The organism is Faecalibacillus intestinalis, from assembly GCF_015097455.1.
In the GTDB taxonomy this organism is placed as follows: domain Bacteria; phylum Bacillota_I; class Bacilli_A; order Erysipelotrichales; family Coprobacillaceae; genus Faecalibacillus; species Faecalibacillus intestinalis.
On sequence record NZ_AP024085.1, the window covers coordinates 2,722,426 to 2,741,141 of the forward strand.

General features: G+C 44.0%; 22 protein-coding genes. 11 read left to right on the forward strand and 11 right to left on the reverse strand.

Annotated elements, in window-relative coordinates:
* Positions 1–109: 109 nt before the first annotated feature.
* On the reverse strand, positions 110–463 hold the full coding sequence (locus tag Fi14EGH31_RS14450; RefSeq protein WP_107029149.1) for a cupin domain-containing protein: 354 nt from the start codon (positions 461–463) through the stop codon (positions 110–112).
* Positions 464–605: 142 nt separating this feature from the next.
* Here Fi14EGH31_RS14450 and Fi14EGH31_RS14455 point away from each other — a divergent pair, with 142 nt between their 5' ends.
* From Fi14EGH31_RS14455 to Fi14EGH31_RS14465, 3 genes are all read left to right on the forward strand, one after another.
* Positions 606–938 carry a winged helix-turn-helix transcriptional regulator gene (locus Fi14EGH31_RS14455; protein WP_107029150.1) on the forward strand — a complete coding sequence of 111 codons (333 nt, stop codon included), beginning with the start codon at positions 606–608 and terminating at the stop codon, positions 936–938.
* Positions 939–1,317: 379 nt separating this feature from the next.
* Positions 1,318–1,758: a helix-turn-helix domain-containing protein gene (locus tag Fi14EGH31_RS14460; protein ID WP_117575410.1), complete on the forward strand. Its 441-nt coding sequence runs from the start codon at positions 1,318–1,320 to the stop codon at positions 1,756–1,758.
* A 104-nt stretch (positions 1,759–1,862) separates the two neighbouring features.
* Positions 1,863–2,255, forward strand: a complete 393-nt coding sequence (locus Fi14EGH31_RS14465; protein WP_146137612.1) for a hypothetical protein — start codon at positions 1,863–1,865, stop codon at positions 2,253–2,255.
* A gap of 266 nt (positions 2,256–2,521) precedes the next feature.
* Here the strand turns inward: Fi14EGH31_RS14465 and rpsR are convergent, their stop codons facing one another.
* From rpsR to rpsF, 3 genes are read right to left on the reverse strand one after another with little or no spacing between them, the layout of a single operon-like run.
* On the reverse strand, positions 2,522–2,752 hold the full coding sequence (gene rpsR, locus Fi14EGH31_RS14470) for a 30S ribosomal protein S18 (protein ID WP_022001180.1): 231 nt from the start codon (positions 2,750–2,752) through the stop codon (positions 2,522–2,524).
* Between the two features lie 17 nt (positions 2,753–2,769).
* Positions 2,770–3,252 carry a single-stranded DNA-binding protein gene (gene ssb / locus Fi14EGH31_RS14475; protein ID WP_022001179.1) on the reverse strand — a complete coding sequence of 161 codons (483 nt, stop codon included), beginning with the start codon at positions 3,250–3,252 and terminating at the stop codon, positions 2,770–2,772.
* 17 nt (positions 3,253–3,269) lie between these two features.
* On the reverse strand, positions 3,270–3,551 hold the full coding sequence (rpsF, locus tag Fi14EGH31_RS14480) for a 30S ribosomal protein S6 (protein ID WP_022001178.1): 282 nt from the start codon (positions 3,549–3,551) through the stop codon (positions 3,270–3,272).
* A gap of 179 nt (positions 3,552–3,730) precedes the next feature.
* On the opposite strand from rpsF, the gene Fi14EGH31_RS14485 reads away from it, so the two are divergent.
* Together Fi14EGH31_RS14485 and Fi14EGH31_RS14490 are read left to right on the forward strand one after the other, a co-directional pair.
* Positions 3,731–4,075, forward strand: a complete 345-nt coding sequence (locus Fi14EGH31_RS14485) for a hypothetical protein (protein ID WP_117864231.1) — start codon at positions 3,731–3,733, stop codon at positions 4,073–4,075.
* Positions 4,076–4,171: 96 nt separating this feature from the next.
* Positions 4,172–4,420, forward strand: coding sequence for a DUF6061 family protein (locus Fi14EGH31_RS14490; RefSeq protein WP_033121501.1), 249 nt, complete (start codon positions 4,172–4,174; stop codon positions 4,418–4,420).
* Positions 4,421–4,469: 49 nt separating this feature from the next.
* Here Fi14EGH31_RS14490 and Fi14EGH31_RS14495 read toward each other — a convergent pair whose 3' ends face one another.
* The 7 genes from Fi14EGH31_RS14495 to Fi14EGH31_RS14525 all read right to left on the reverse strand — a co-directional run bounded on the left by Fi14EGH31_RS14495 (position 4,470) and on the right by Fi14EGH31_RS14525 (position 12,143).
* Positions 4,470–5,495: a sensor histidine kinase gene (locus Fi14EGH31_RS14495; RefSeq protein ID WP_055228679.1), complete on the reverse strand. Its 1,026-nt coding sequence runs from the start codon at positions 5,493–5,495 to the stop codon at positions 4,470–4,472.
* Positions 5,492–6,169, reverse strand: a complete 678-nt coding sequence (locus Fi14EGH31_RS14500) for a response regulator transcription factor (RefSeq protein ID WP_055228678.1) — start codon at positions 6,167–6,169, stop codon at positions 5,492–5,494. The genes Fi14EGH31_RS14495 and Fi14EGH31_RS14500 overlap by 4 nt, the downstream gene beginning before the upstream one ends.
* 19 nt (positions 6,170–6,188) lie before the next feature.
* Positions 6,189–8,261: an ABC transporter permease gene (locus Fi14EGH31_RS14505; RefSeq protein WP_117864225.1), complete on the reverse strand. Its 2,073-nt coding sequence runs from the start codon at positions 8,259–8,261 to the stop codon at positions 6,189–6,191.
* The gene (locus Fi14EGH31_RS14510) at positions 8,251–9,018 is read right to left on the reverse strand and encodes an ABC transporter ATP-binding protein (protein WP_033121505.1); all 768 of its coding nucleotides are present in this window, start codon (positions 9,016–9,018) and stop codon (positions 8,251–8,253) included. Before Fi14EGH31_RS14510 ends, Fi14EGH31_RS14505 begins: the two co-directional genes overlap by 11 nt.
* Positions 9,019–9,095: 77 nt before the next feature.
* Entirely contained in the window at positions 9,096–10,283 is a 1,188-nt protein-coding gene (locus tag Fi14EGH31_RS14515; protein WP_117864223.1) for a sigma-70 family RNA polymerase sigma factor, read from the reverse strand.
* 35 nt (positions 10,284–10,318) lie between these two features.
* Entirely contained in the window at positions 10,319–11,026 is a 708-nt protein-coding gene (locus Fi14EGH31_RS14520) for a hypothetical protein (RefSeq protein WP_055228676.1), read from the reverse strand.
* Between the two features lie 10 nt (positions 11,027–11,036).
* Positions 11,037–12,143, reverse strand: a complete 1,107-nt coding sequence (locus Fi14EGH31_RS14525) for a DUF6076 domain-containing protein (protein WP_033121508.1) — start codon at positions 12,141–12,143, stop codon at positions 11,037–11,039.
* 222 nt (positions 12,144–12,365) lie between these two features.
* Here Fi14EGH31_RS14525 and Fi14EGH31_RS14530 point away from each other — a divergent pair, with 222 nt between their 5' ends.
* The 6 genes from Fi14EGH31_RS14530 (at position 12,366) to Fi14EGH31_RS14555 (ending at position 18,634) form a co-directional block, all read left to right on the forward strand.
* On the forward strand, positions 12,366–12,986 hold the full coding sequence (locus Fi14EGH31_RS14530; RefSeq protein ID WP_033121509.1) for a CHC2 zinc finger domain-containing protein: 621 nt from the start codon (positions 12,366–12,368) through the stop codon (positions 12,984–12,986).
* Complete coding sequence (locus Fi14EGH31_RS14535; RefSeq protein WP_227351978.1) at positions 12,961–14,334, forward strand: DNA primase family protein; 1,374 nt, start codon at positions 12,961–12,963, stop codon at positions 14,332–14,334. The genes Fi14EGH31_RS14530 and Fi14EGH31_RS14535 overlap by 26 nt, the downstream gene beginning before the upstream one ends.
* Before the next feature lie 400 nt (positions 14,335–14,734).
* Entirely contained in the window at positions 14,735–14,950 is a 216-nt protein-coding gene (locus tag Fi14EGH31_RS14540) for a type 2 periplasmic-binding domain-containing protein (protein WP_055228675.1), read from the forward strand.
* A gap of 346 nt (positions 14,951–15,296) precedes the next feature.
* Positions 15,297–16,586, forward strand: a complete 1,290-nt coding sequence (locus tag Fi14EGH31_RS14545) for a plasmid recombination protein (RefSeq protein ID WP_200764972.1) — start codon at positions 15,297–15,299, stop codon at positions 16,584–16,586.
* A gap of 18 nt (positions 16,587–16,604) precedes the next feature.
* A complete protein-coding gene (locus tag Fi14EGH31_RS14550; RefSeq protein WP_033121834.1) occupies positions 16,605–16,907 on the forward strand; it encodes a hypothetical protein in 303 nt (100 codons plus the stop codon).
* Positions 16,908–16,987: 80 nt separating this feature from the next.
* On the forward strand, positions 16,988–18,634 hold the full coding sequence (locus Fi14EGH31_RS14555) for a recombinase family protein (protein ID WP_200764973.1): 1,647 nt from the start codon (positions 16,988–16,990) through the stop codon (positions 18,632–18,634).
* The last annotated feature ends 82 nt before the right edge of the window (positions 18,635–18,716 follow it).

Here is an 18,716-nt window from a genome sequence, read left to right on the forward strand (position 1 = left end):
CGAAAAGTTCTTGTTTGAAAAATAGAGAAATTGTAAAATTGAAGAAAAAAGAAATGCACAGTTCTTAGCTTATCGAGAGCTGTGCATTTTTGTAAATAAATACTTTTAATTAGCCGATTACGGCGTCCTCTGCTGTAAAATGTTCCAGAGAATTTTCTTTTACCTGAATGCAGATATAAGTAATTCCGGAAATATCGGATGCAAAAAACTGACGCTTTGCAGCAGGTGCGATTTTTAGCCAGTCTCCAGTTGAAAGGCTGATTTCTTCTCCATCAATTATTGCTTTGCCGTTACCTGAAAGAATTCCATAGATTTCTTCATTTTCTTTATGAGAATGAACAAATGGGACATTTGCTCCTGCAGGTAGTTCGTTTAAACTGATTTCTGAACCTGTTAAAGACAACTTTTCATGCAGCTCAATTCGGTTTTCCTTTCCAATAGTTGTTTTTGTGTAATTTGTCATAATAATACCTCCATAGTTGATTTGTAGTTTCTAATTACATGGCATTAGTATAGTGTGAGACACATACAAAAACAAGTACGCACCTTTTTGTAACTGCACACTCAAAATTGAATGTGTTACAATAGACTCGGAGGTGAGAATTATGCGAGCAAAAGAAGAATTACCGGAATGCCCAGTTGCAACAGCAGTATCTCTCATCGGAGGAAAATGGAAACTGCTGATTTTGCGTAACTTGAAAGAGCGCCCATGGAGATTCAATGAGCTACAACGAAGTATAGATGGTATTTCACAAAAGGTTTTGACAGATAGTTTAAGACAAATGATGAGTGATGGACTGGCATATCGCCACGATTACCATGAGCAGCCACCGAGAGTTGAATACGGATTAACGGAACTCGGAACAAAAATGCTTCCAATTGTTAATTCACTTGCTGACTTTGGTAACTACTATAAATCACTTTTTGAACAAAATTAAGTACGTTAGTATTTGAAAAGCTCGAACAATCGGAATTTATGGAGAAGACAATGATGGATAAAAAGACACAAAAAATAGGAGTGATTTGTTCAATTGTACAGATTATATTAAGCATAATATGCTTGATTTATAGTGCGATAAATCAAGAAAATATTATAATGTGGGTATTATTTTTATGCTCTGGAATTTTATCGTTAAGCTCGAATATTAGTAGAAACAATAAAAAAGAAGACGAGTGAGGAAGTGCAAATTCCGATTTTGTAGAGGACTCGATGAATCCTTGTAATATTGGGCGTTGCATGAATGTTAATTTGCGTTGCTTGATGTATTGAGGGCTAATCAGTATACTAGTTTTATCAAACGAAAGGAGCAACTAGAGATGCTTGGTGAAAATATAAAAACTTATCGACAGAAAAAAGGATATACACAGGAAGAGGTTGCCAACAGACTTCATGTGACAAGACAGACTATTTCAAAATGGGAAAAAAACTATTCGGTTCCAGATGCTGAAGTACTTGTAAAATTAGCAGATGTATTAGAAGTTCAAACAAGTCAGTTACTTGGAGTAAAGGCAGATAGTGATGCGCAAACAACTGAAGAAAAACAGAATGCTTATGCAGAGCAACTAGCACATATTGCCGAGCAGATGGCAGTCAAAAATCGTCAAAGTAAGAGAATATGGAAAACGATAGGAATAGCGTTTGCAGTAATCATTGCCGTATGTATTATTCTTATAGTTATGAATATTGCATTTTTTTCTGTTTATCCGACCACAGAGGATGTTCGGACACACGAAGAGACTATTATGTTGGAACAATAGAGTTACAAATTCCAGTTTGTCGAACTCAAAAATATTATTAAATGAAAAGGTAGAGTGTATAGAGAAATCTATATGCTCTATTTTTTTGCTCATTTTTAGAAAAAGTGATTAAAAAACTATTGACATTTTGTTACTGGGAAAGTGAAGAACTCTATTTTTCTCTTCCAAGCAATAATCTTTTAATAAATAAAAAAGAACTTTCTTTTAAAGATCTTGATGGTCAAACAATGCTACTTTATAAAAATATTGGTTTTTGGAAAGAAAGAGTATTAAAACATATGCCTCATACACATTTCATTATAGAAAATAATCGTCATGATTTTCTTAAACTCTTAGATCATTCTGATTTTGTTTGCTTTACAACCGACCTAGCAATAGAAGAAGGTATCTTAAAAAATCGTGTTATTAAAGAAATAAGTAATCCAGAAGCATTAGTTCCATTTTATATCTGTTGCTTAGAAAAAAATAATAAAAAATATCAATACCTATTTAAATAAAATCGTTTCTTTCGTTCCACTCATTTTGCAACGAAATACTTTTCGTTGCAAAACATTGCAAACAATTTTTTCATTTTAATAAAAATAGTCCATAAACACTAGATGTTCTAGTATCTATGGACTTTATTTTTTGTCGATCCTTATACATTTTATTCATCGTTTCCATCTATTATTTATATTTCAATAATTTTTTGATGTCAAAATGATGTCAATATATTTTAAAAAAACAAAAAAACCTTGAATTTATCAAGGTTTTTTAATAGTTATTATTCACCAACGTATGGTAATAATCCCATTTGTCTAGCACGTTTGATAGCTACTGCTAATTGTCTTTGATATTTAGCAGAAGTTCCAGTTACACGTCTAGGAATGATTTTACCGTTAGCTGAAACAAATCTTTTTAATAAATCAACATCTTTATAATCGATGTAAGTAATTTTGTTTTTTGTAAAATAACAAACTTTTCTTCTACCCATTCTTTGTCTTTTAAAAGCCATGTTCTTATACTCCTTTTCTAAAATTGAATATCGTCTTCCATGATATTAAATGAATTATCAAAATCTTTTTCTAATTCAACTGTTTGCATATCTTGGAAATTATCTGTTTGTGGTTGAGCAGGTTGAGAATATTGATTATTCATCATACCTTGGTTCATAGAACTTTGGTTTCTTTCTCTTTGAGCTCTTGTTTCTAAGAATTGAACAGAGTCACAAACAACTTCTGTAACGTATACGCGTTGTCCTTGAGCATTATCATAAGATCTAGAACGAAGTCTACCTTCAACTCCTACTAAAGATCCTTTTGCACAATATTGTGCAACATTTTCAGCGACTTTATTCCATACAACGCATGAAATATAATCAGCTTGTTGCCCATCTGCAGAATTATAGTTACGATTTAACGCTAACGTAAAACTTGTAACTGCAGCCCCGTTTCCAGTTCTTCTAAGTTCTGGATCACGAGTCATTCTACCAACCATAACAACTCTATTAATCATCGTTAAACGCCTCCTAATTATTTACGAAGAGTTAAGTGACGTAATACTGAAGCGTTGATTCTTGATAAACGTTCGAATTCAGCGATTTCAGCTGGTGCACAAGTTACATCTACTACAACATAGTAACCTTTTGTGTAATCTTTAATTTCATAAGCGAAATCACGTAATCCCCATTCGTTGACATTATCAACTGAACCACCGTTAGCAGTTAAGATTGATTTGAAGTTTTCAATTAAAGTATTTCTAGCTTCTTCTTCAACATCTGGTTTTACAATAAACATAATTTCATATTTATTCATCTCTTTTACCTCCTATGGTCTTTTGGCTTACTTTTTAGTAAGCAGGCAGTAAAATAATCTTTACATGCTCGTCCATTATATCTTATTGTTTACTTTTATGCAATAATAAAATGATTATTTTATGTAATTTTACCCCTTTATAGGCATGTTTTTTTCATATTCTATATTGAGGTGATATTATGAATTATCTATTATTTTTATTTTGGATATTTTTTATGATTTTATTTCATTATTTAATCAAAAATGATTTTTCTTTTATTCAAAAATATCTTAATAAACTTTTTAAATATTCTCCCTTATTTAAAGAATATTTAAAAAAGTATTTAAAAACTATTTTATATACATTTTTTACTTTTATTGTAGGTAAGACTTTTGAACATCTTGATATGTGGGTAGATTTGTTTTTTGTTTCTATATGGATGTTAGTAGATGAAAAAGAAAATATAAATATTGAAAATAAAAAAGAAACAATACCTTGGCTTAACAGTGATAAGGAACTAATTTACTTATCAACTGTTAGCTGACGGTTTCCGGGGTGCATACGGACAAATCCCGTCTGATTTCTAACAGGAAGTCAGACGGGATTTTCGCTTTATATTACGAATTATGGAGGACATACCATGAAAACCTTAATATCTTGTGCCTACAATATGGATAATTGCTGTGTGGAAGTGAAATTCAGCGACGGCAGTATGATTGCGATTGACACTATCGTCGTTGAGAACGAGATTGCTGACAATATGTATCAGCGGTCAGAGCTGGATTATTTGATCTACAACGCTCCTTTGGAGTATGCAGACCTTATCTTGAACGGCGATCCCGAAACCTATTTGAAAACTGTAACAGAATACAAGCCTTGGGATAGCTGACAACACGCTGCCCGCAGGAGAAAATCCTGCGGGCGTTTTTCTGTTTATATTATTTCCCTCCGTTGGATCTCAATTTAGGAAAGAAGATGACAATCTTGAAGCTCTTTCCCCACTGGGAAGCTGCTTCCAGATGAAGATTTAGATCGTCGGCCATCTTCTTAACCAGGTAAAGTCCCATACCGGTAGCCTTCTTTCTGCTGTCAGTAGAATCCCCGGTAAAGCCCTTTTGAAAAATGTACGGCAGATTATATTTTTTTACGCCAATGCCGTTATCTTCAACAGAAAGGATATCTGCAGTCTCCGAATGTATCACGGAAATTGTAAGCATGGGACTATCGCTGCTATATTTGATGGCATTGCTAACGATTTGTCCCAACATAAACTGAAGTCCTCTACGGTCTGTATAGACTGTTTCAGATTGCAGTTTGTTGAGAATGACAAAATGCTTCTCTTCAAGAAGTGGGGCATAGTCCTCCAGAACTTCACCCAAGCAGTCATTCAAATTGACATCCTCAAATCGGTAATCCTTTGTACTGCTCTTCAACCGGGCATAGTACAGCATCTGCGTGACATCCTCCTGAAGCTGACTGCGGACATAATCCAGCTTTGCTTGCAGGGAAGGAGAGATTTCATCGTTCCGGTTATCCAAGAGCATGGTCAGCAACGATAGGGGCGTTTTCGCTTCATGTGCCCAGCCCTCCACGTATTCTTCATAGTCCCGTAGGGCATCCGCCATATTGTTACTCTCGTTTTTGTATTCCCGTAAAACCGAAGCCAAAAATCGGACAGATTCTCCTTCTTTCTGACTAATGGCACTGAGCAGCCGTTCTTCATTGCAGATGGTAGGATCACTGAGGAAATCTCGGAACAGTTCCATGTGGGTGTTCTCCCTCTTGTTTAGTACAAACAGAATCGCTGAAAACAAAAGGATGCTCGTCAGAACTACTAACCCGATCAAGGTTTGAAATACCTGAATGTCAGAAATCCAAAGAATGACAGCGCAAAAGCAATCCACGCCCAGCAGCAACAGAAGCCAGGGGTAGTACCGTTCTATCATGTGCCAAAGCTGCTTCATAGAGACACCTCCGCTTCCAAACGGTAGCCCATTCCTCGAACTGCAACGATTCGCTGCTTCATTTCAAGGGCGGACATCGTTTTTTTCAGCCGGGTTAGGTTAACCTGCAAGGCATTTTCATCTATGTATTCCGTGGTTCCCCATAGTGCCATGCAAAGCTGCTCCGTCGTGACCAGAGCATCGCCGCCGGACAAAAGAGCGACCAACAGTTTTCCCTGATTTTTTGGAAGCACCACAGAGGTATTATGAATATAAAGCGTGTAGGTCTGCTGGTCTAACAGGAAATCTGGTCCCTCTATGAGATTGGTACGGCCTTCATACCTTTTGAGAATATTGGATACCCTGGCAAGAAGTCGATCTTTTCTGCACGGCTTCGTCAAATATTCATCGGCACCCAACTGGAACGCTTGCAGTTCATCCTTTACCTGATCTCTGGAAGTCAGCACCAGGACGGGGATAGCAGTTTTATTCTTTAGCTCCTGGCAGATTTGAAAGCCACTGATCTCCGGCAAGTTCAGGTCTAAGATCACAAGGTCAGGGCGGAGGGCTGCCAAGAGCCGAGCGGCATCTTCAAACTCGGTAATTGCCTCCACAAGATAGCCGTCCTTTTGGAGCATATCGCAGAGTTCTTCCCGCATATAGACTTCATCTTCCACAACAGCAATTCTTTTCATGACAGCACCTCCTTCCAAATTATTCTTCTCTCTGCGGCTGCATCAGTGTCAGCAAATACCGATCACTGGAGCGCTTGACCACTCTCATATAAATATATTCTATCACGCAAAGTAGTAAAATCATAGCAGCAGATACAAGCAGCATTTCAGACACTGTCCCACGGGTTCGGGACGAGAGTATCCCTGTAAATAACGCCCTGACTCCAAACAGACTGCTGACAGCCGCAACCAATACAGGAAGTCCCATAAACCAGGTAATTTGCTTTCCAGCAGACTGGCAAAGGGTTTCGTAAGTAGCTCCCAGGCGGATCAGGGTCTGGTATCTGCGCCCGGTTTTCTGCTGACTCATCAGGAACTGAACACCCACGATGGTGTTGGCAACTACCAGGAAAACAATCGCAAGATAGAGGGTAATATAACTGGATGCTATGGTGTAGAAAAGCTGACGACCTATATTCTGAAGATAGCTTTCATATTCAATGCCAGTTTCGTCCAGCTTCTCGTTCAAATCCAAATATGCAGTCATAAGGCTATTTCCATCCAGAGCCTGCTCACTGAGCACCGCATTGACATAGGTATCATACATTCCCTGGCTATAATATAGGAATGCTTCATCCGGAAGAATCAATGCAAAGGACAAGGTTATAGAACGGTCCGTGACCAAATTCACAGACTGAACCTCTCCTGTAAGATGAATCGGACTACCATCCAGTTCCACCTTGGGCTGTCCGGCCAATACTTGGTTCAGCATTGTGGTACGACTTACCGTAGTAAACTCTGTATCAATATAGACAGCGGCCTCCTTTTCGCCTAATTGGAGAGCCGGTTTGCCGGACAATTCCAACAAACGATTATAGTCCGATAAACAAATCAAATATGGGTATGTGGCATAACCAAGATTGTTCAGAAGGACATCCCGGTCTTCCGACTGGGGCAGGCTCCGAAGAGAGTCCATAACAGCGTCCATGCTGTAGGCATTATCATAATCTTCTGTGGTGCGAATACGCCCAACCCTCATTTCAAAAAGCTCTGAAAATTGATTTTCCAAACCGTTTTCTTTCAGGGCTGCCTTTATATTCGGAAGAACCTGCGATGAATCTTCTGCAGTATGATCTTCAAAAGTATAGTCGATTACATGGCCAGAAGACAGGCTATTCGTTCCTGCAATTCCTACGCCCGCACCAAAACAACACAGCGCCGCCAGAATCAGCAGGGAGCTGATGGCCATGGAGGTTGACTGATGAATAACATTCTCCTGAATCTGCCGGAAGGTAAATACATGAAGCTGCTTATTTCCTTTTCCTTTCTTAACAATCAAAGCAATCAGCGCACGCATCCCATAGAAAAGCAGCATCGTACCAACTATGCCCAACAGCAAAGTCAGTCCCATCATACTTACCTTTGTCCATGCAATTCCCTGAATCGCCATGTAGTAAGCCACTGCCAACATCACACTTCCGCATATAGCAGCCAGTCCATAGATAACAGATGGCATTTGCTTTTTGGGGCGGTTCGTTGGCTGGGATAGCAAAGTACCGATCTCCTGGCGGCTGATTCGTCCACTCAAAATCAGAAGTGCCGTCAGCTTAATTGCCAGAAATCCTGCCAGCGTCCATTCAATTGCAGACCAGGATAAAGAAAACTGATGACCGATGATCCCCATGCCTACCAGCTTGGCGGTGACAAGACTGACAATTTCTGAAAGCACCACAGCCACAGGTAAGCCTATGAGCATGGCAAGAATACTGGTCAGGAAATCTTCCGCCAGAAGCATACCAAACAGTTTACTTCTACGCATCCCCAACATTAGATAAACACCAAACTCATGCCGTCTGCGCTCGAACTGATACTTGCAGGCAAAATAGATCAAAAAGAACAGAATACCGAGGGTCATCCCATAAAACGCAGGAATCAGAAGCAGGAGTTTGTCAACTGCGTCACTCTCCATTTTCTGCAAAAAGAGCATCACATCTTGAGTGGAGATGGAAAGAATCATGTAAAAGGCAACAATAGAAATCACCAGGGAGCTGAAAAACAGACCGTTTTCCTTTCGGCTGCGGTGGCTGTTCCGAAGAATGAGATTAGAGAACATTTGCGCTGCCCCCTCCCAGTTGCGCCATCACCTTCAGGATGCGCCCGTAGAACTCCTGCTGGCTTTCGTCTCCACGCCGAAGCTCATGAAAGATCACGCCGTCCTGGATGAACAGAATGCGCTTGCAAAAGCTGGCGGCATTGGAATCATGGGTTACCATCAGGATCGTAGCTTGTTCGTCACGATTCAGGCCGGACAGCTTCTCCATAAGACTTCTTGCGTTCTTAGAATCCAGCGCACCCGTCGGTTCATCGGCAAGGATCATTTGGGGATGTAAGATCAGAGCCCTTGCTGCCGCAACACGCTGACGCTGGCCGCCGGACATCTTGGACGGAAACTTATCCAGAACATCAGTGATTTCCAGATAGTCAGCCAACTGCTTCAGCCGCTGGCTGCTTTCTGCTTCGGATACCCCATGCAAGGAAGTCGGGAGCAGGATGTTTTCCCTGCCAGTCAGGTTGTCCAGCAATTCAAAGTTCTGGAATAGATAACCAACTTTTTTGCCACGGTACTCTGCAAGAGCCTTTCCCTTGAGGGATTGCAGAGTATCGCCTTCCACCTGAATGCTTCCACCTGTGGGTTGAATCACAGTCGCAATACAATTGAGCAGTGTGGATTTACCGGAACCGCTGCTTCCCATAATGCCGAGAAACTCTCCCGGCATCACCTGGAAGGTGATCCCATTCAGTGCCTTTGTTTGACTTGGCACATTGCCATAGATTTTTGTTAAATTTTCAATATTCAAAATGGGTTTCATGTGAATACCTCCTATCATTTGTAATAAAATGATAGCATGGGAACACAGCAAATACCACTTACAGTGGTTGTAAGGATTCAAGATATAAGTGGCGGCTCAAGGGGGACGAGCATATATTTTGTAAGAGCATCAGGCGACAATGATAAAATATACCGGATCGCCTCCTTGGCAAACCAGTTCGTTTTAATTGTATCCCAATCAGCAAGTCGGATAATCTCTGCTGTGCCGTTCTCAAAATCAACTGAAATTTCGCCCCATTCGCCGTCGCAGTCTGCTTGATATTCGTAGATTGCGGCGGCGATTTTCTTTTTGCGCTTGGTTTTGGTTTTCTGTTTCAGCCGGACAGCATGGAGCGCACCTTCGGCAACCAGCAGTTCTGTCAGTTTGTCCACCGCTTTCCGGTAGGCTCGCTCTGCACCGCTGGCTGTGCTGCCCTCAAACATAATCGCCAATTCTTCAAAAGTGGGGCGGTTCTTCCATGAGCCAACTCGCCCGCAGGTCATACAGATTGCTAACCGTTTTTCGAGCAAGGTCTGTTCCCGGTAATTCAGCTTCTCAAATGCCCGCTGTACCTTTTCTGCTTGTATGCCGTTCCAGAGGATGTCGGTATAGTTCCAGCTATCGTCAAGGGCTATATCCTCGCCTGTTTCCTCGCCGTCCTCGTCCGTTATATAGAACGGCTGCTGGTTGCGGATTCCACGGACAACTTTCAGATATTCTTCCGCAAGAGCAAGGTCGCAGTTATACTTCTTGGAAAACTGGTTGACCGCATCTTTGGTGTTATGGTACAGCCACGCCATTGATCGCACCATTTTGTAATTGGTCAGAGAGGATACCGACCATTTTTCTTCGCCCATGCGGAAACGGAGCATAGAATCCCAGATGAACGGATAGATGTATGTAGCATACTCCGCACCCTTGGCAGGATCATAGTCCATCAGCTTTTGGAGCATTTGCTCCCGGCAGGAGATATTTATATCGATAAATCGGTCTGTGTCGTACAGATTGCCGCCGTCCACACTGAGAAAGCCTTTGATGCGCTTGTTGAGCTGCGTTTCGTAGTGGTGCAGAAAGAACGAAAAATATAGCAAATTCTTTTCCCGCAAAGCAGACAGGATATATTCATTCAGACTGTCCACCGCTGGCGGTTCCGGTTCCAGTTGGAAGATGCGCTCTGCCACATAGGGGATGATGCCGTCACCGTGTGGATTAACTTGGTGCTTCGGTATGTATCCGGTCATGTTCCACGAAAAATCATTTAGCATAGCGCACCTCCCTTCTAAGTAATCAGCGGGAATAATTAACCATAATTCCAAGTTTGTCTTGCAGCATTTATATTATCCAGAAGAACAGATGCAGGATTTGCCTCGTAATAGTACGTGCTCATATCCAAAATGCCTTCTTCCATTTCACCCCACTCTGCTGTGCGAGAAACAAAGATTCTATTATATACACACCAATCGCATGTGGTGGTGAAAGCAGCAATATCTGCAAAGTCTTTTGGAAATACAATTCTTCTTCCATTTGATGTTGGCTTAAGATAGTTCTCCATTATTTCTTTGAAATTCTTCAGATCATAATCCGTAGCGTTTTCCAAAGCTTTACAGACAATCAATTCTTCGTGCGTGAATTCTGTAAGTGTTTCTAAATGGTTTGCAAGAATTAGACCATAAATAACGCAAACCTTTGGGCATTCTGCATTTACGGTTTGTTTGAACAGATTGGCTACGATAATAGCCTTTTCCGGGCTGGAGTTTACATAGTTGTAAAGCTCGTTCAATCTTCTTTCGAGATTAAAGCCAGATGCAAGACCGTTCAGTAGATGGCCGAGTTTGAAGGTATTGTATTCAGATAGAAGATCATTTCCTATTCCGCCTACAATTCCCGCAACTGGGTTTACTACGCCCAACACACCAATAGAGCCAGAACGGATTATTTTGGTCATAGGATTGTCCATAACCCGGCTAAGCGCATTCCCAATATCAGTTAAATCATATTTCTGTGCCATTACATATTCCTCATTTCGTCCGTAATTTTGCTTCTTTCTTCAAAGCAGCCTGTCCCATCTCTTTTTCGTAATCACCTTTGGCATAGGCGACATTGCTCAGCGCTCGAAGCATTTTATCCTTTGCCAGCTTTTTCATAACCTCTGCAAGATCAGCGTCCAGAGTACCACGCTTCACATAGCGGTTTATGGTGTTCAGCCGTTTCTCATAAATCTGTTTCACCGGATGATCGTCCGCAAGCTCCCGTTGTTCTCTGCCTTTCAGGTTGCCGATCTGTCGGCAAGTGCGGTGCAGCTTGTCCCCCGGTGCATAGCCGCCGCAGTATTTGGTGTGCCTTGCGTTGGTGGTGAGGAACCACTTGCCGCAGATTTTGCATTTTTTCGGGGCATGACCAACACATAAGCCCTCAAAAAGATCAGACCGGAACATCCCTACAAAGGATACATAGTGCATCCGCTTGACCAGCTTCGCAACTTTTTCGCCGGGACGGATGACCGATATATACTGAACGGAATTATTCAAAGTAGACATCCAGGCATTGCCCTCCGTGATAGAGAACTCCGGCGGAAAATAGTCGCCGAACATTTTTGCAAAACCCTCTGCGGTGCGTTCTGCTTCATTGCCGTCTGATTTTTCTGCAAAATCAAGCATGGCCGTTTGGTATTCCCCAAGGGAGTATGCCAGATGCCCGAAAACTGCGGTATAGCGTTGGAGCATCATCGCATCGGCAAAGTTCTGGATTTCTTCAAATTGCAAAGAATTGGTTGCGGCTTTTATGGCAAACTCCACATATTTCAGCGCATTGTCCACAGTAAAGACTTTTTCAATCCGTTCTCTGTGCTTTGAGATATTCATATAGGAGAACGGCGGTGTTTGACTGAGAATATCAAGCATCGTCAGAGCAGCTTCCGTTGCAATAGGACAGAGTGCAGAAGCATCCTGTCCGGCGTTTAATATTCCAAGCAGCAGATTGATTTTCTCGCATTGCTCGTTCATCTTTGCGATGGTATCCGCAGGGACATTCAGCGCATCACAGGCAAGAGCGCCGACAGGAAGTGTTTTTCCCTCATATATGACCGTATCCTGCCAAAAATCCAATGTCATCAGTTCTTGGTTCATGCTTGCCCCTCCTGTCCTGTTTTTTCATTTTCTTAATTCTATCATGCTAATGTAAAGAAATCTACATCTATCCATAAGTTGTCCTGTTTTTTGAAACGGGGTTGTCCTCCGATTAGCCTGTTTTTTGAAAAATCCGGCATAACCATAGTAGAAGGAGCCAAACCCCTGCCAATCACGGCGGGTGTTTCGTGCTTTCTAAATACTATGAACGGAGGTTTTTCTATGACAATCTATGAAATCATCAAGGCGGCAATCAGCGTAAAGCAAGCCGCAAAACACTACGGGCTGAATGTCAACCGCAATGGTATGGCTTGCTGCCCGTTCCACAACGACAGGCATCCGAGCTTGAAGCTGAACGAGGATTATTTCTTCTGCTTCGGCTGCGGAGCCAAGGGGGATGTAATCGACCTTGTGGCAAGACTGTTCGATCTGAGCAGTTATGAAGCAGCGCAAAAGCTGGCTGCGGACTTCGGGCTTGACCCGAAACCGCCCACTGCCGCAGCTATGGTCAAGCCAAAGCGTCCCTATATCCGTCAGTTCCGGGAGAATGAAATGCTGTGTTTCCGGGTGCTGACGGATTATCTGCATCTGCTGGAAGATTGGAAAATACGATACGCACCCAAGACACCGGAAGATGCTCTGGATGACCGTTTTGTGGAAGCCTGCCAAATGCACTGCTATATCGAATATATGGCAGATGTGCTGACGGTGGGTGATCTGGAAGAACGGGTTGCATTGGTGGACAAGCTGATGCAGGACGACAAAATTGCTTTTCTGCAAGAGTATACCGCACGAAAGAAAAAGGAGGTGGCGCACCGTGGCGAAGAACCGGAAAACGCCTAATATGAATTTTCCTGTCTGGTTTGACGGGCAGAACATCAACGAAGCTCTGTTTTGTGAAGAATTTCTGCATGAGCGCAGAATCATCTTCGCAAACGGAGCTTTTTTCACGCCCGATGGTCGAGTGACGGATGACCTTCCTCTGCGTGGGGAGATTTACGACAAGCTGAAATTTTGTGCCGTGAACAACATCCCACGGAAGATCACCAACATTCTGGAAGTGCTGAAACTGGAAGCGCAGGTGTCTGACTTCCCTCCGGAGCAGGATCGCATCCATGTTGCCAACGGTACGCTGCTCTTGAACGGCACTTTCACCGAAGGCAGACCGGCTATCGTGCGAAGCCGTCTGCCTGTCGGCTATAATCCCGATGCTCCTGCACCGGTGATCTGGCTGAACTTTCTGGATGGGTTGCTTTACGCCGAGGACATTCCAACTTTGCAGGAGTTTATCGGCTATTGCCTGATTCCCTCCAACAAGGGGCAGCGCATGATGGTGATTAAAGGCAACGGTGGCGAGGGTAAATCTCAAATCGGTGCGGTGCTGTCCACCATCTTCGGCACGAATATGAAAGACGGCAGCATCGGGAAGATTTCTGAAAACCGTTTTGCCCGTGCCGATCTGGAACACATCCTGCTGTGCGTGGATGATGATATGCGGATGGAAGCTCTGCGTCAGACCAACTATGTAAAATCCATCGTGACTGCACAGGGCAAAATGGACTTGGAACGCAAGGGCAAGCAGAGTTATCAGGGCTGGATGTTTGCCCGGTTGCTGGCATTCAGCAATGGTGATCTGCAAGCCCTATATGATCGCAGCGATGGTTTTTACCGCAGACAGCTTGTGCTGACCACCAAAGAAAAGCCCATGGACAGAGCCGATGATCCTGACCTTGCAGAGAAGATGAAAGCTGAAGCCGAGGGTATCTTCCTGTGGGCATTTGAAGGCTTACAGCGGCTTGTTGCCAACAACTTTAAGTTTACGGAGAGTGACCGTATCCGGAAAAACCGGGAAGCGGTCAAGCGTGACAACAACAATATCTTTGATTTCATGGAGTCGGAGGGATACATCCGATTGAAAGCGGATGCTTCCATCAGCTCTAAGGATTTCTATGAAATCTACCGGATGTGGTGTGAGGAAAACTCCCTTGCACCGCTGAAAGCCCGTAGCTTCAGCGATGCCATGATTGCCAATGCCGGGAGATTCAATCTGGAGCATTGCAACAACATCACCAACTCTGCCGGACGGCGGGTGTGGGGCTTTATGGGCGTGGAAGCTGTGGCAAGACCTCATATAAATGGATTTTACGATGTTTCGCCGTGTACGTACGTACCGGAGGACTGGCGGGATTGATTTTGCCAGTCATGCTCTGTACGTATGTACGCAGCATTTACCCCTGTTTTCTTCCGTTATAGGAAACAGCAGCTTTCAAAGCTGACCTGTTTTCGGGCATTAAAAATCAATGGTAATGGAAACAGCAAAGTTTTTGACCGCAGGACGAAACTATTTCACGAAATCGTGCTTCTCTGAACCGTGTACCCTGTTCACGGAACAATGGGTGTTTTCACTGTTCCAGACCAAACCACACAAAACGGCAAAGTGGGATATGGTCATATATGGACAGGACATCACAAGCGAAATTCTGAACGGATTTCGGAGATTGCAGATTTTTCACTGTTCGGTGCATCCACTCCACCTTGGAGCGCAGAGGTTGCACCGACACATGAACTGAATTATGGAGGATTTTATCAATATGAATATACGCAACGAAATAAAGGCACAGATCATCCGTGCCGGGATGACCATGCAGGAAGTTGTTGACCTGCTCTCGGACGAGTACGGATGGAGCGACAGCGTTTCCAACCTGTCCGCAAAATTACAGCGGGAAAGTATACGATACAAGGAAGTATTGGAGCTTGCCGCTGTGCTTGGTTACGACATCGTATGGCAGAAAAGACGGGAGAAGTGATACCCCGGCAACAGCCCTCCGCATCTCCCGTCCCCATAGGCGCACCGCAGTGCTGCCCATGGACAGGCAGTGAAAGATACGGTTTTCGCTGCCATCGTCTGCAAGAAATGTTCCGCAGAACAGCTTCATGCAGACGGGCTGACCAAGGTAAAAGGCGCAGACATTTTGCCTTGGTCAGCAGAGGTCACCGCAGTGACCGCATTCCCCCTCGGGAGAGCCCTCGGAGAGCCCACGGCACTTTGTAGCCAGCATGGATGAAAGTGTAATAGTGGGTTATTACACTTTGAAAAAGTGCCGTTCCTCAGCCCTCCGCTGTCTGCAAATCTTAAAGAAAGGACAAAAATCTATGGCAAGAAATGATGGAATTGATCGTACCTTAGCCAGAAATCAGGACTTGGAAACTCCGGATGATGTGACAAAAGTACAGGAACACAATGAGCGTGAAAAAGACCGTTATTCCAATGTGGACATCGTGCCGGAACGTACTGCGCTGAATGTTCACTTCAAGTCTCCCACTGACGATTATGTAAAAATGTTTGAGCAGATGGAGCAGGACAAGATCATCTCCACCAGAGGGCTGAAACCGGATGCCGTCAAATATGGCGAGTTGGTTTTCGATGTGAACTCCGCTTATTTCTACAACCACGGCGGCTATGAGTTTGCAAAACAGTTTTATGCCGATGCCTATAAAGCCGCCGTGGAGATCGTGGGCGGTGAGCAGTATATCCTCTCCGCTGTAATGCATGCCGACGAGCGCAACCGGGCAATGTCGGAAGCTCTGGGTGAGGATGTGTACCACTATCACCTTCATGTGGTTTATATCCCGGTGGTGGAGAAACAAATCCTGTGGTCGAAGCGATGCAAGGATGAATCCCTCCGGGGAACGGTAAAGGAAACGATCACACAGGTCAGCCGCAGTAAGAAGTGGGAATCCAAACCCGTTCTTGATGAAAACGGAAATCCTATGTTGAACGCAAAAGGGAAAAAGATTTTGAAGTCGTCCTACAGTGTGCTGCAGGATGACTTTTTCAATTTCATGCGAAACGCTGGTTATACCGATGTAGAGCGTGGAGAATGTGTCAGCACCGAAGAACATCTGACGGTGACACAGTTCAAGGTACAGGCCGAACAGCAGCGTTTGGAAGCTGTGACCGGACAGGGGGCACAGGCCGAGCAGAGCTTAGCGGATGCCAAAGCTGCCACGGAGAAGCAGAAAAAGAAACTGGAAGCTCTGAAAAAGGAAACTCAGGCTGCTAAGTCTGTTGCTATGACTGCACATGAGATTGAGTCGATGGGCAAGAAAAATCCCATTACGGGAAATGTTACCATGACGGCGGATGAGTGCCGCACGCTAAAGGATTATGCGGTCAGCAGCTTTGCGGAAAAGTCTGAGAAGCTGAAATACAAGCAGAAATTCGAGCAGGCAGATAAAAACGCAAAGATATGGAAAGACCGTTTTGAAAAACTGAACAAAGACTATGAGGAGCTGAAACAAAAAGCCCAGCCTTTCCTGGATGCGATTGAGATTGCATCTGAAAAGGTCTGGGCTTTTATCAATGCCATCCTCGCCAGGGGAAAGGAACTGTATGAACACAAACACCCTGCCCGCAATCGTGGACAGGACATGGAAATTTAAGAAAGGAACTATTTGCCTATGAAGAAAACCGTAGATGAAATTAACAAGATGATTATGGAAGATGCCCCGATGGAAGAAATCAACGATGCCATCGGCTATATTGATATTTGCTCCTGCTTCGATCCGATTTTTGAGCCGCCTATTGATTTTCTGGAAGAATGCCGCAAGCGTTGGGAAGCGGCACAGTCCTCTTTCTGCAAAACCATTGAGTGCAAGATCGGAAACACATGGTATGTGATTGAAACGGAGTGTGATGGAAATGAGCCACTTACCGACAAGGTAAAACGGCTCATTTTTTCTGACAAGGGGGTGATTTGTTAATGACTGCGACACAAAAGCATGATATAATTCCAATATGCACAACGGTACTGTCGGCTGACCAACCACCGAAGGAGGATATTATGTTGGATCAGCAGAAAATTACCATTCTCTATTGCCGTCTGAGCAACGAGGATGCCCAGGAAGGCGAGAGTAACAGTATCGCAAATCAGAGAGAGTATTTAACCCGATATGCCCGTGACCACGGGTATACAAACCTGAAAATTCTGGTGGATGACGGTTATACGGGGACGAACTTCAATCGTCCCGGTGTGCAGGAAGGCTTTGAGCTTGTCAAGCAGGGGCTTGTGGGCTGCTGGCTGGTCAAAGACCTCAGCCGCTTTGGTCGTGACTATCTGACTGTTGGACAATATACGGATATTATCTTTCCGAGTTATGATGTCCGCTTTATCGCTATAAATGATGGCGTAGACAGCAACCGGGGAGACAGCGAGAGCTTCGCCGCAATCCGTAATCTGTTCAACGAGTGGTATCCCCGTGATACCAGCAAGAAAGTCCGTGTCAGTTTGCGGCAGAGAGGAACCAGTGGGAAGCACATGGGCAAACCGCCCTACGGATACCGCTGTGACCCGGAGGACAAGGATCACTGGATTCTGGATGAAGAAGCGGCTCCGGTAGTCAAGCTCATCTTCGACCTTTGCATTGACGGCAAAGGCCCGGAGCAGATTGCAAGGATTCTGGAAGAAAAGCAGATTATGACCGCAAAGGCACTCTATGCCAAGCGAAAGAAAAAGCCGATGCCGGAAAGACCGTACCACTGGGGCAACCAGTCCATTGCAGGGATTTTGGAACGGCAGGAGTACACAGGCTGTACCTGCAACTTCAAGACTTATTCCAAGTCCTACAAGCTGAAAAAGCGGATTCCCAATGAGCCGGAGAATATGTTTTATCTGCCGGACACACAGGAAGCGATTGTATCTCAGGCACAGTTTGACAGGGTGCAGGAACTGAGGAAAAACAAACGCCGCCCCGCAAAAGCGGAACGGCAGGGATTGTTCTCCGGGCTTCTGTTTTGTGCCGATTGCGGCGGCAAGCTCCACTTTGCCACAAGCAAAAGCTTTGAGGGCAAGCAGGATCACTACGTCTGCAACAACTACAAGAGCAACCGTGGTACTTGTACTGCCCACTATATCAGGGAAGATGTGCTTCGTGAAATCGTTCTGGAACGCATCCGGGCAGTCAATGAGTATATCCGAAGCGATGTGGACGGTTTTCAGGAGGAATGGCTGCAATGCCGCAGGACTGACCAGGAGCGCAGCATCCGGGATGACAAAAAGAAGCTGGAACAGGCAAAGAAACGCCTTGCCGATCTGGATGTCATCATCGCCCGGCTGTACGAGGACTATGTTCTTGGAAATCTCAATCAGGACAGATACAGAAAGATGTCTGCGGACTATGAAGCGGAGCAGGAACGGTTAAAGCTCGAAATTGAAGTTATCGAAGAATGGGTGGAACAGCGGGAAGAAATGAACGACGGTCTGGATGCCTTTATCGCCCTGACACAGAAATATGTGGATGTGGAGGAGCTGACACAGACCATCGTGAACGAGTATATCAAGAAAATCATCGTCTATGCCCCGGACAAATCCAGCGGCAAGCGCAAGCAGAAAGTGAAGATTTTCTTCAACTTCGTGGACGATGTAGATATTCCCGTTATTTCCGAGCCTATCATCACGCAAACAACCTATGAACACAGAAAAACGGCGTGACCTTCGGGTCACACCGTTCTCTGCGACAAAATAGTTACTTGTCACTATTAAGCCTTCTTTTATAGGTATTGTTCTAGGTTTA

What these genes read in the sequence shown, in the direction of transcription:
- Fi14EGH31_RS14450 (WP_107029149.1), bottom strand. Translation starts at nt 463, where the DNA reads ATGACAAATTACACAAAAACAACTATTGGAAAGGAAAACCGAATTGAG.
- Fi14EGH31_RS14455 (WP_107029150.1), top strand. Translation starts at nt 606, where the DNA reads ATGCGAGCAAAAGAAGAATTACCGGAATGCCCAGTTGCAACAGCAGTA.
- Fi14EGH31_RS14460 (WP_117575410.1), top strand. Translation starts at nt 1,318, where the DNA reads ATGCTTGGTGAAAATATAAAAACTTATCGACAGAAAAAAGGATATACA.
- rpsR (WP_022001180.1), bottom strand. Translation starts at nt 2,752, where the DNA reads ATGGCTTTTAAAAGACAAAGAATGGGTAGAAGAAAAGTTTGTTATTTT.
- ssb (WP_022001179.1), bottom strand. Translation starts at nt 3,252, where the DNA reads ATGATTAATAGAGTTGTTATGGTTGGTAGAATGACTCGTGATCCAGAA.
- rpsF (WP_022001178.1), bottom strand. Translation starts at nt 3,551, where the DNA reads ATGAATAAATATGAAATTATGTTTATTGTAAAACCAGATGTTGAAGAA.
- Fi14EGH31_RS14485 (WP_117864231.1), top strand. Translation starts at nt 3,731, where the DNA reads ATGAATTATCTATTATTTTTATTTTGGATATTTTTTATGATTTTATTT.
- Fi14EGH31_RS14490 (WP_033121501.1), top strand. Translation starts at nt 4,172, where the DNA reads ATGAAAACCTTAATATCTTGTGCCTACAATATGGATAATTGCTGTGTG.
- Fi14EGH31_RS14495 (WP_055228679.1), bottom strand. Translation starts at nt 5,495, where the DNA reads ATGAAGCAGCTTTGGCACATGATAGAACGGTACTACCCCTGGCTTCTG.
- Fi14EGH31_RS14500 (WP_055228678.1), bottom strand. Translation starts at nt 6,169, where the DNA reads ATGAAAAGAATTGCTGTTGTGGAAGATGAAGTCTATATGCGGGAAGAA.
- Fi14EGH31_RS14505 (WP_117864225.1), bottom strand. Translation starts at nt 8,261, where the DNA reads ATGTTCTCTAATCTCATTCTTCGGAACAGCCACCGCAGCCGAAAGGAA.
- Fi14EGH31_RS14510 (WP_033121505.1), bottom strand. Translation starts at nt 9,018, where the DNA reads ATGAAACCCATTTTGAATATTGAAAATTTAACAAAAATCTATGGCAAT.
- Fi14EGH31_RS14515 (WP_117864223.1), bottom strand. Translation starts at nt 10,283, where the DNA reads ATGCTAAATGATTTTTCGTGGAACATGACCGGATACATACCGAAGCAC.
- Fi14EGH31_RS14520 (WP_055228676.1), bottom strand. Translation starts at nt 11,026, where the DNA reads ATGGCACAGAAATATGATTTAACTGATATTGGGAATGCGCTTAGCCGG.
- Fi14EGH31_RS14525 (WP_033121508.1), bottom strand. Translation starts at nt 12,143, where the DNA reads ATGAACCAAGAACTGATGACATTGGATTTTTGGCAGGATACGGTCATA.
- Fi14EGH31_RS14530 (WP_033121509.1), top strand. Translation starts at nt 12,366, where the DNA reads ATGACAATCTATGAAATCATCAAGGCGGCAATCAGCGTAAAGCAAGCC.
- Fi14EGH31_RS14540 (WP_055228675.1), top strand. Translation starts at nt 14,735, where the DNA reads ATGAATATACGCAACGAAATAAAGGCACAGATCATCCGTGCCGGGATG.
- Fi14EGH31_RS14545 (WP_200764972.1), top strand. Translation starts at nt 15,297, where the DNA reads ATGGCAAGAAATGATGGAATTGATCGTACCTTAGCCAGAAATCAGGAC.
- Fi14EGH31_RS14550 (WP_033121834.1), top strand. Translation starts at nt 16,605, where the DNA reads ATGAAGAAAACCGTAGATGAAATTAACAAGATGATTATGGAAGATGCC.
- Fi14EGH31_RS14555 (WP_200764973.1), top strand. Translation starts at nt 16,988, where the DNA reads ATGTTGGATCAGCAGAAAATTACCATTCTCTATTGCCGTCTGAGCAAC.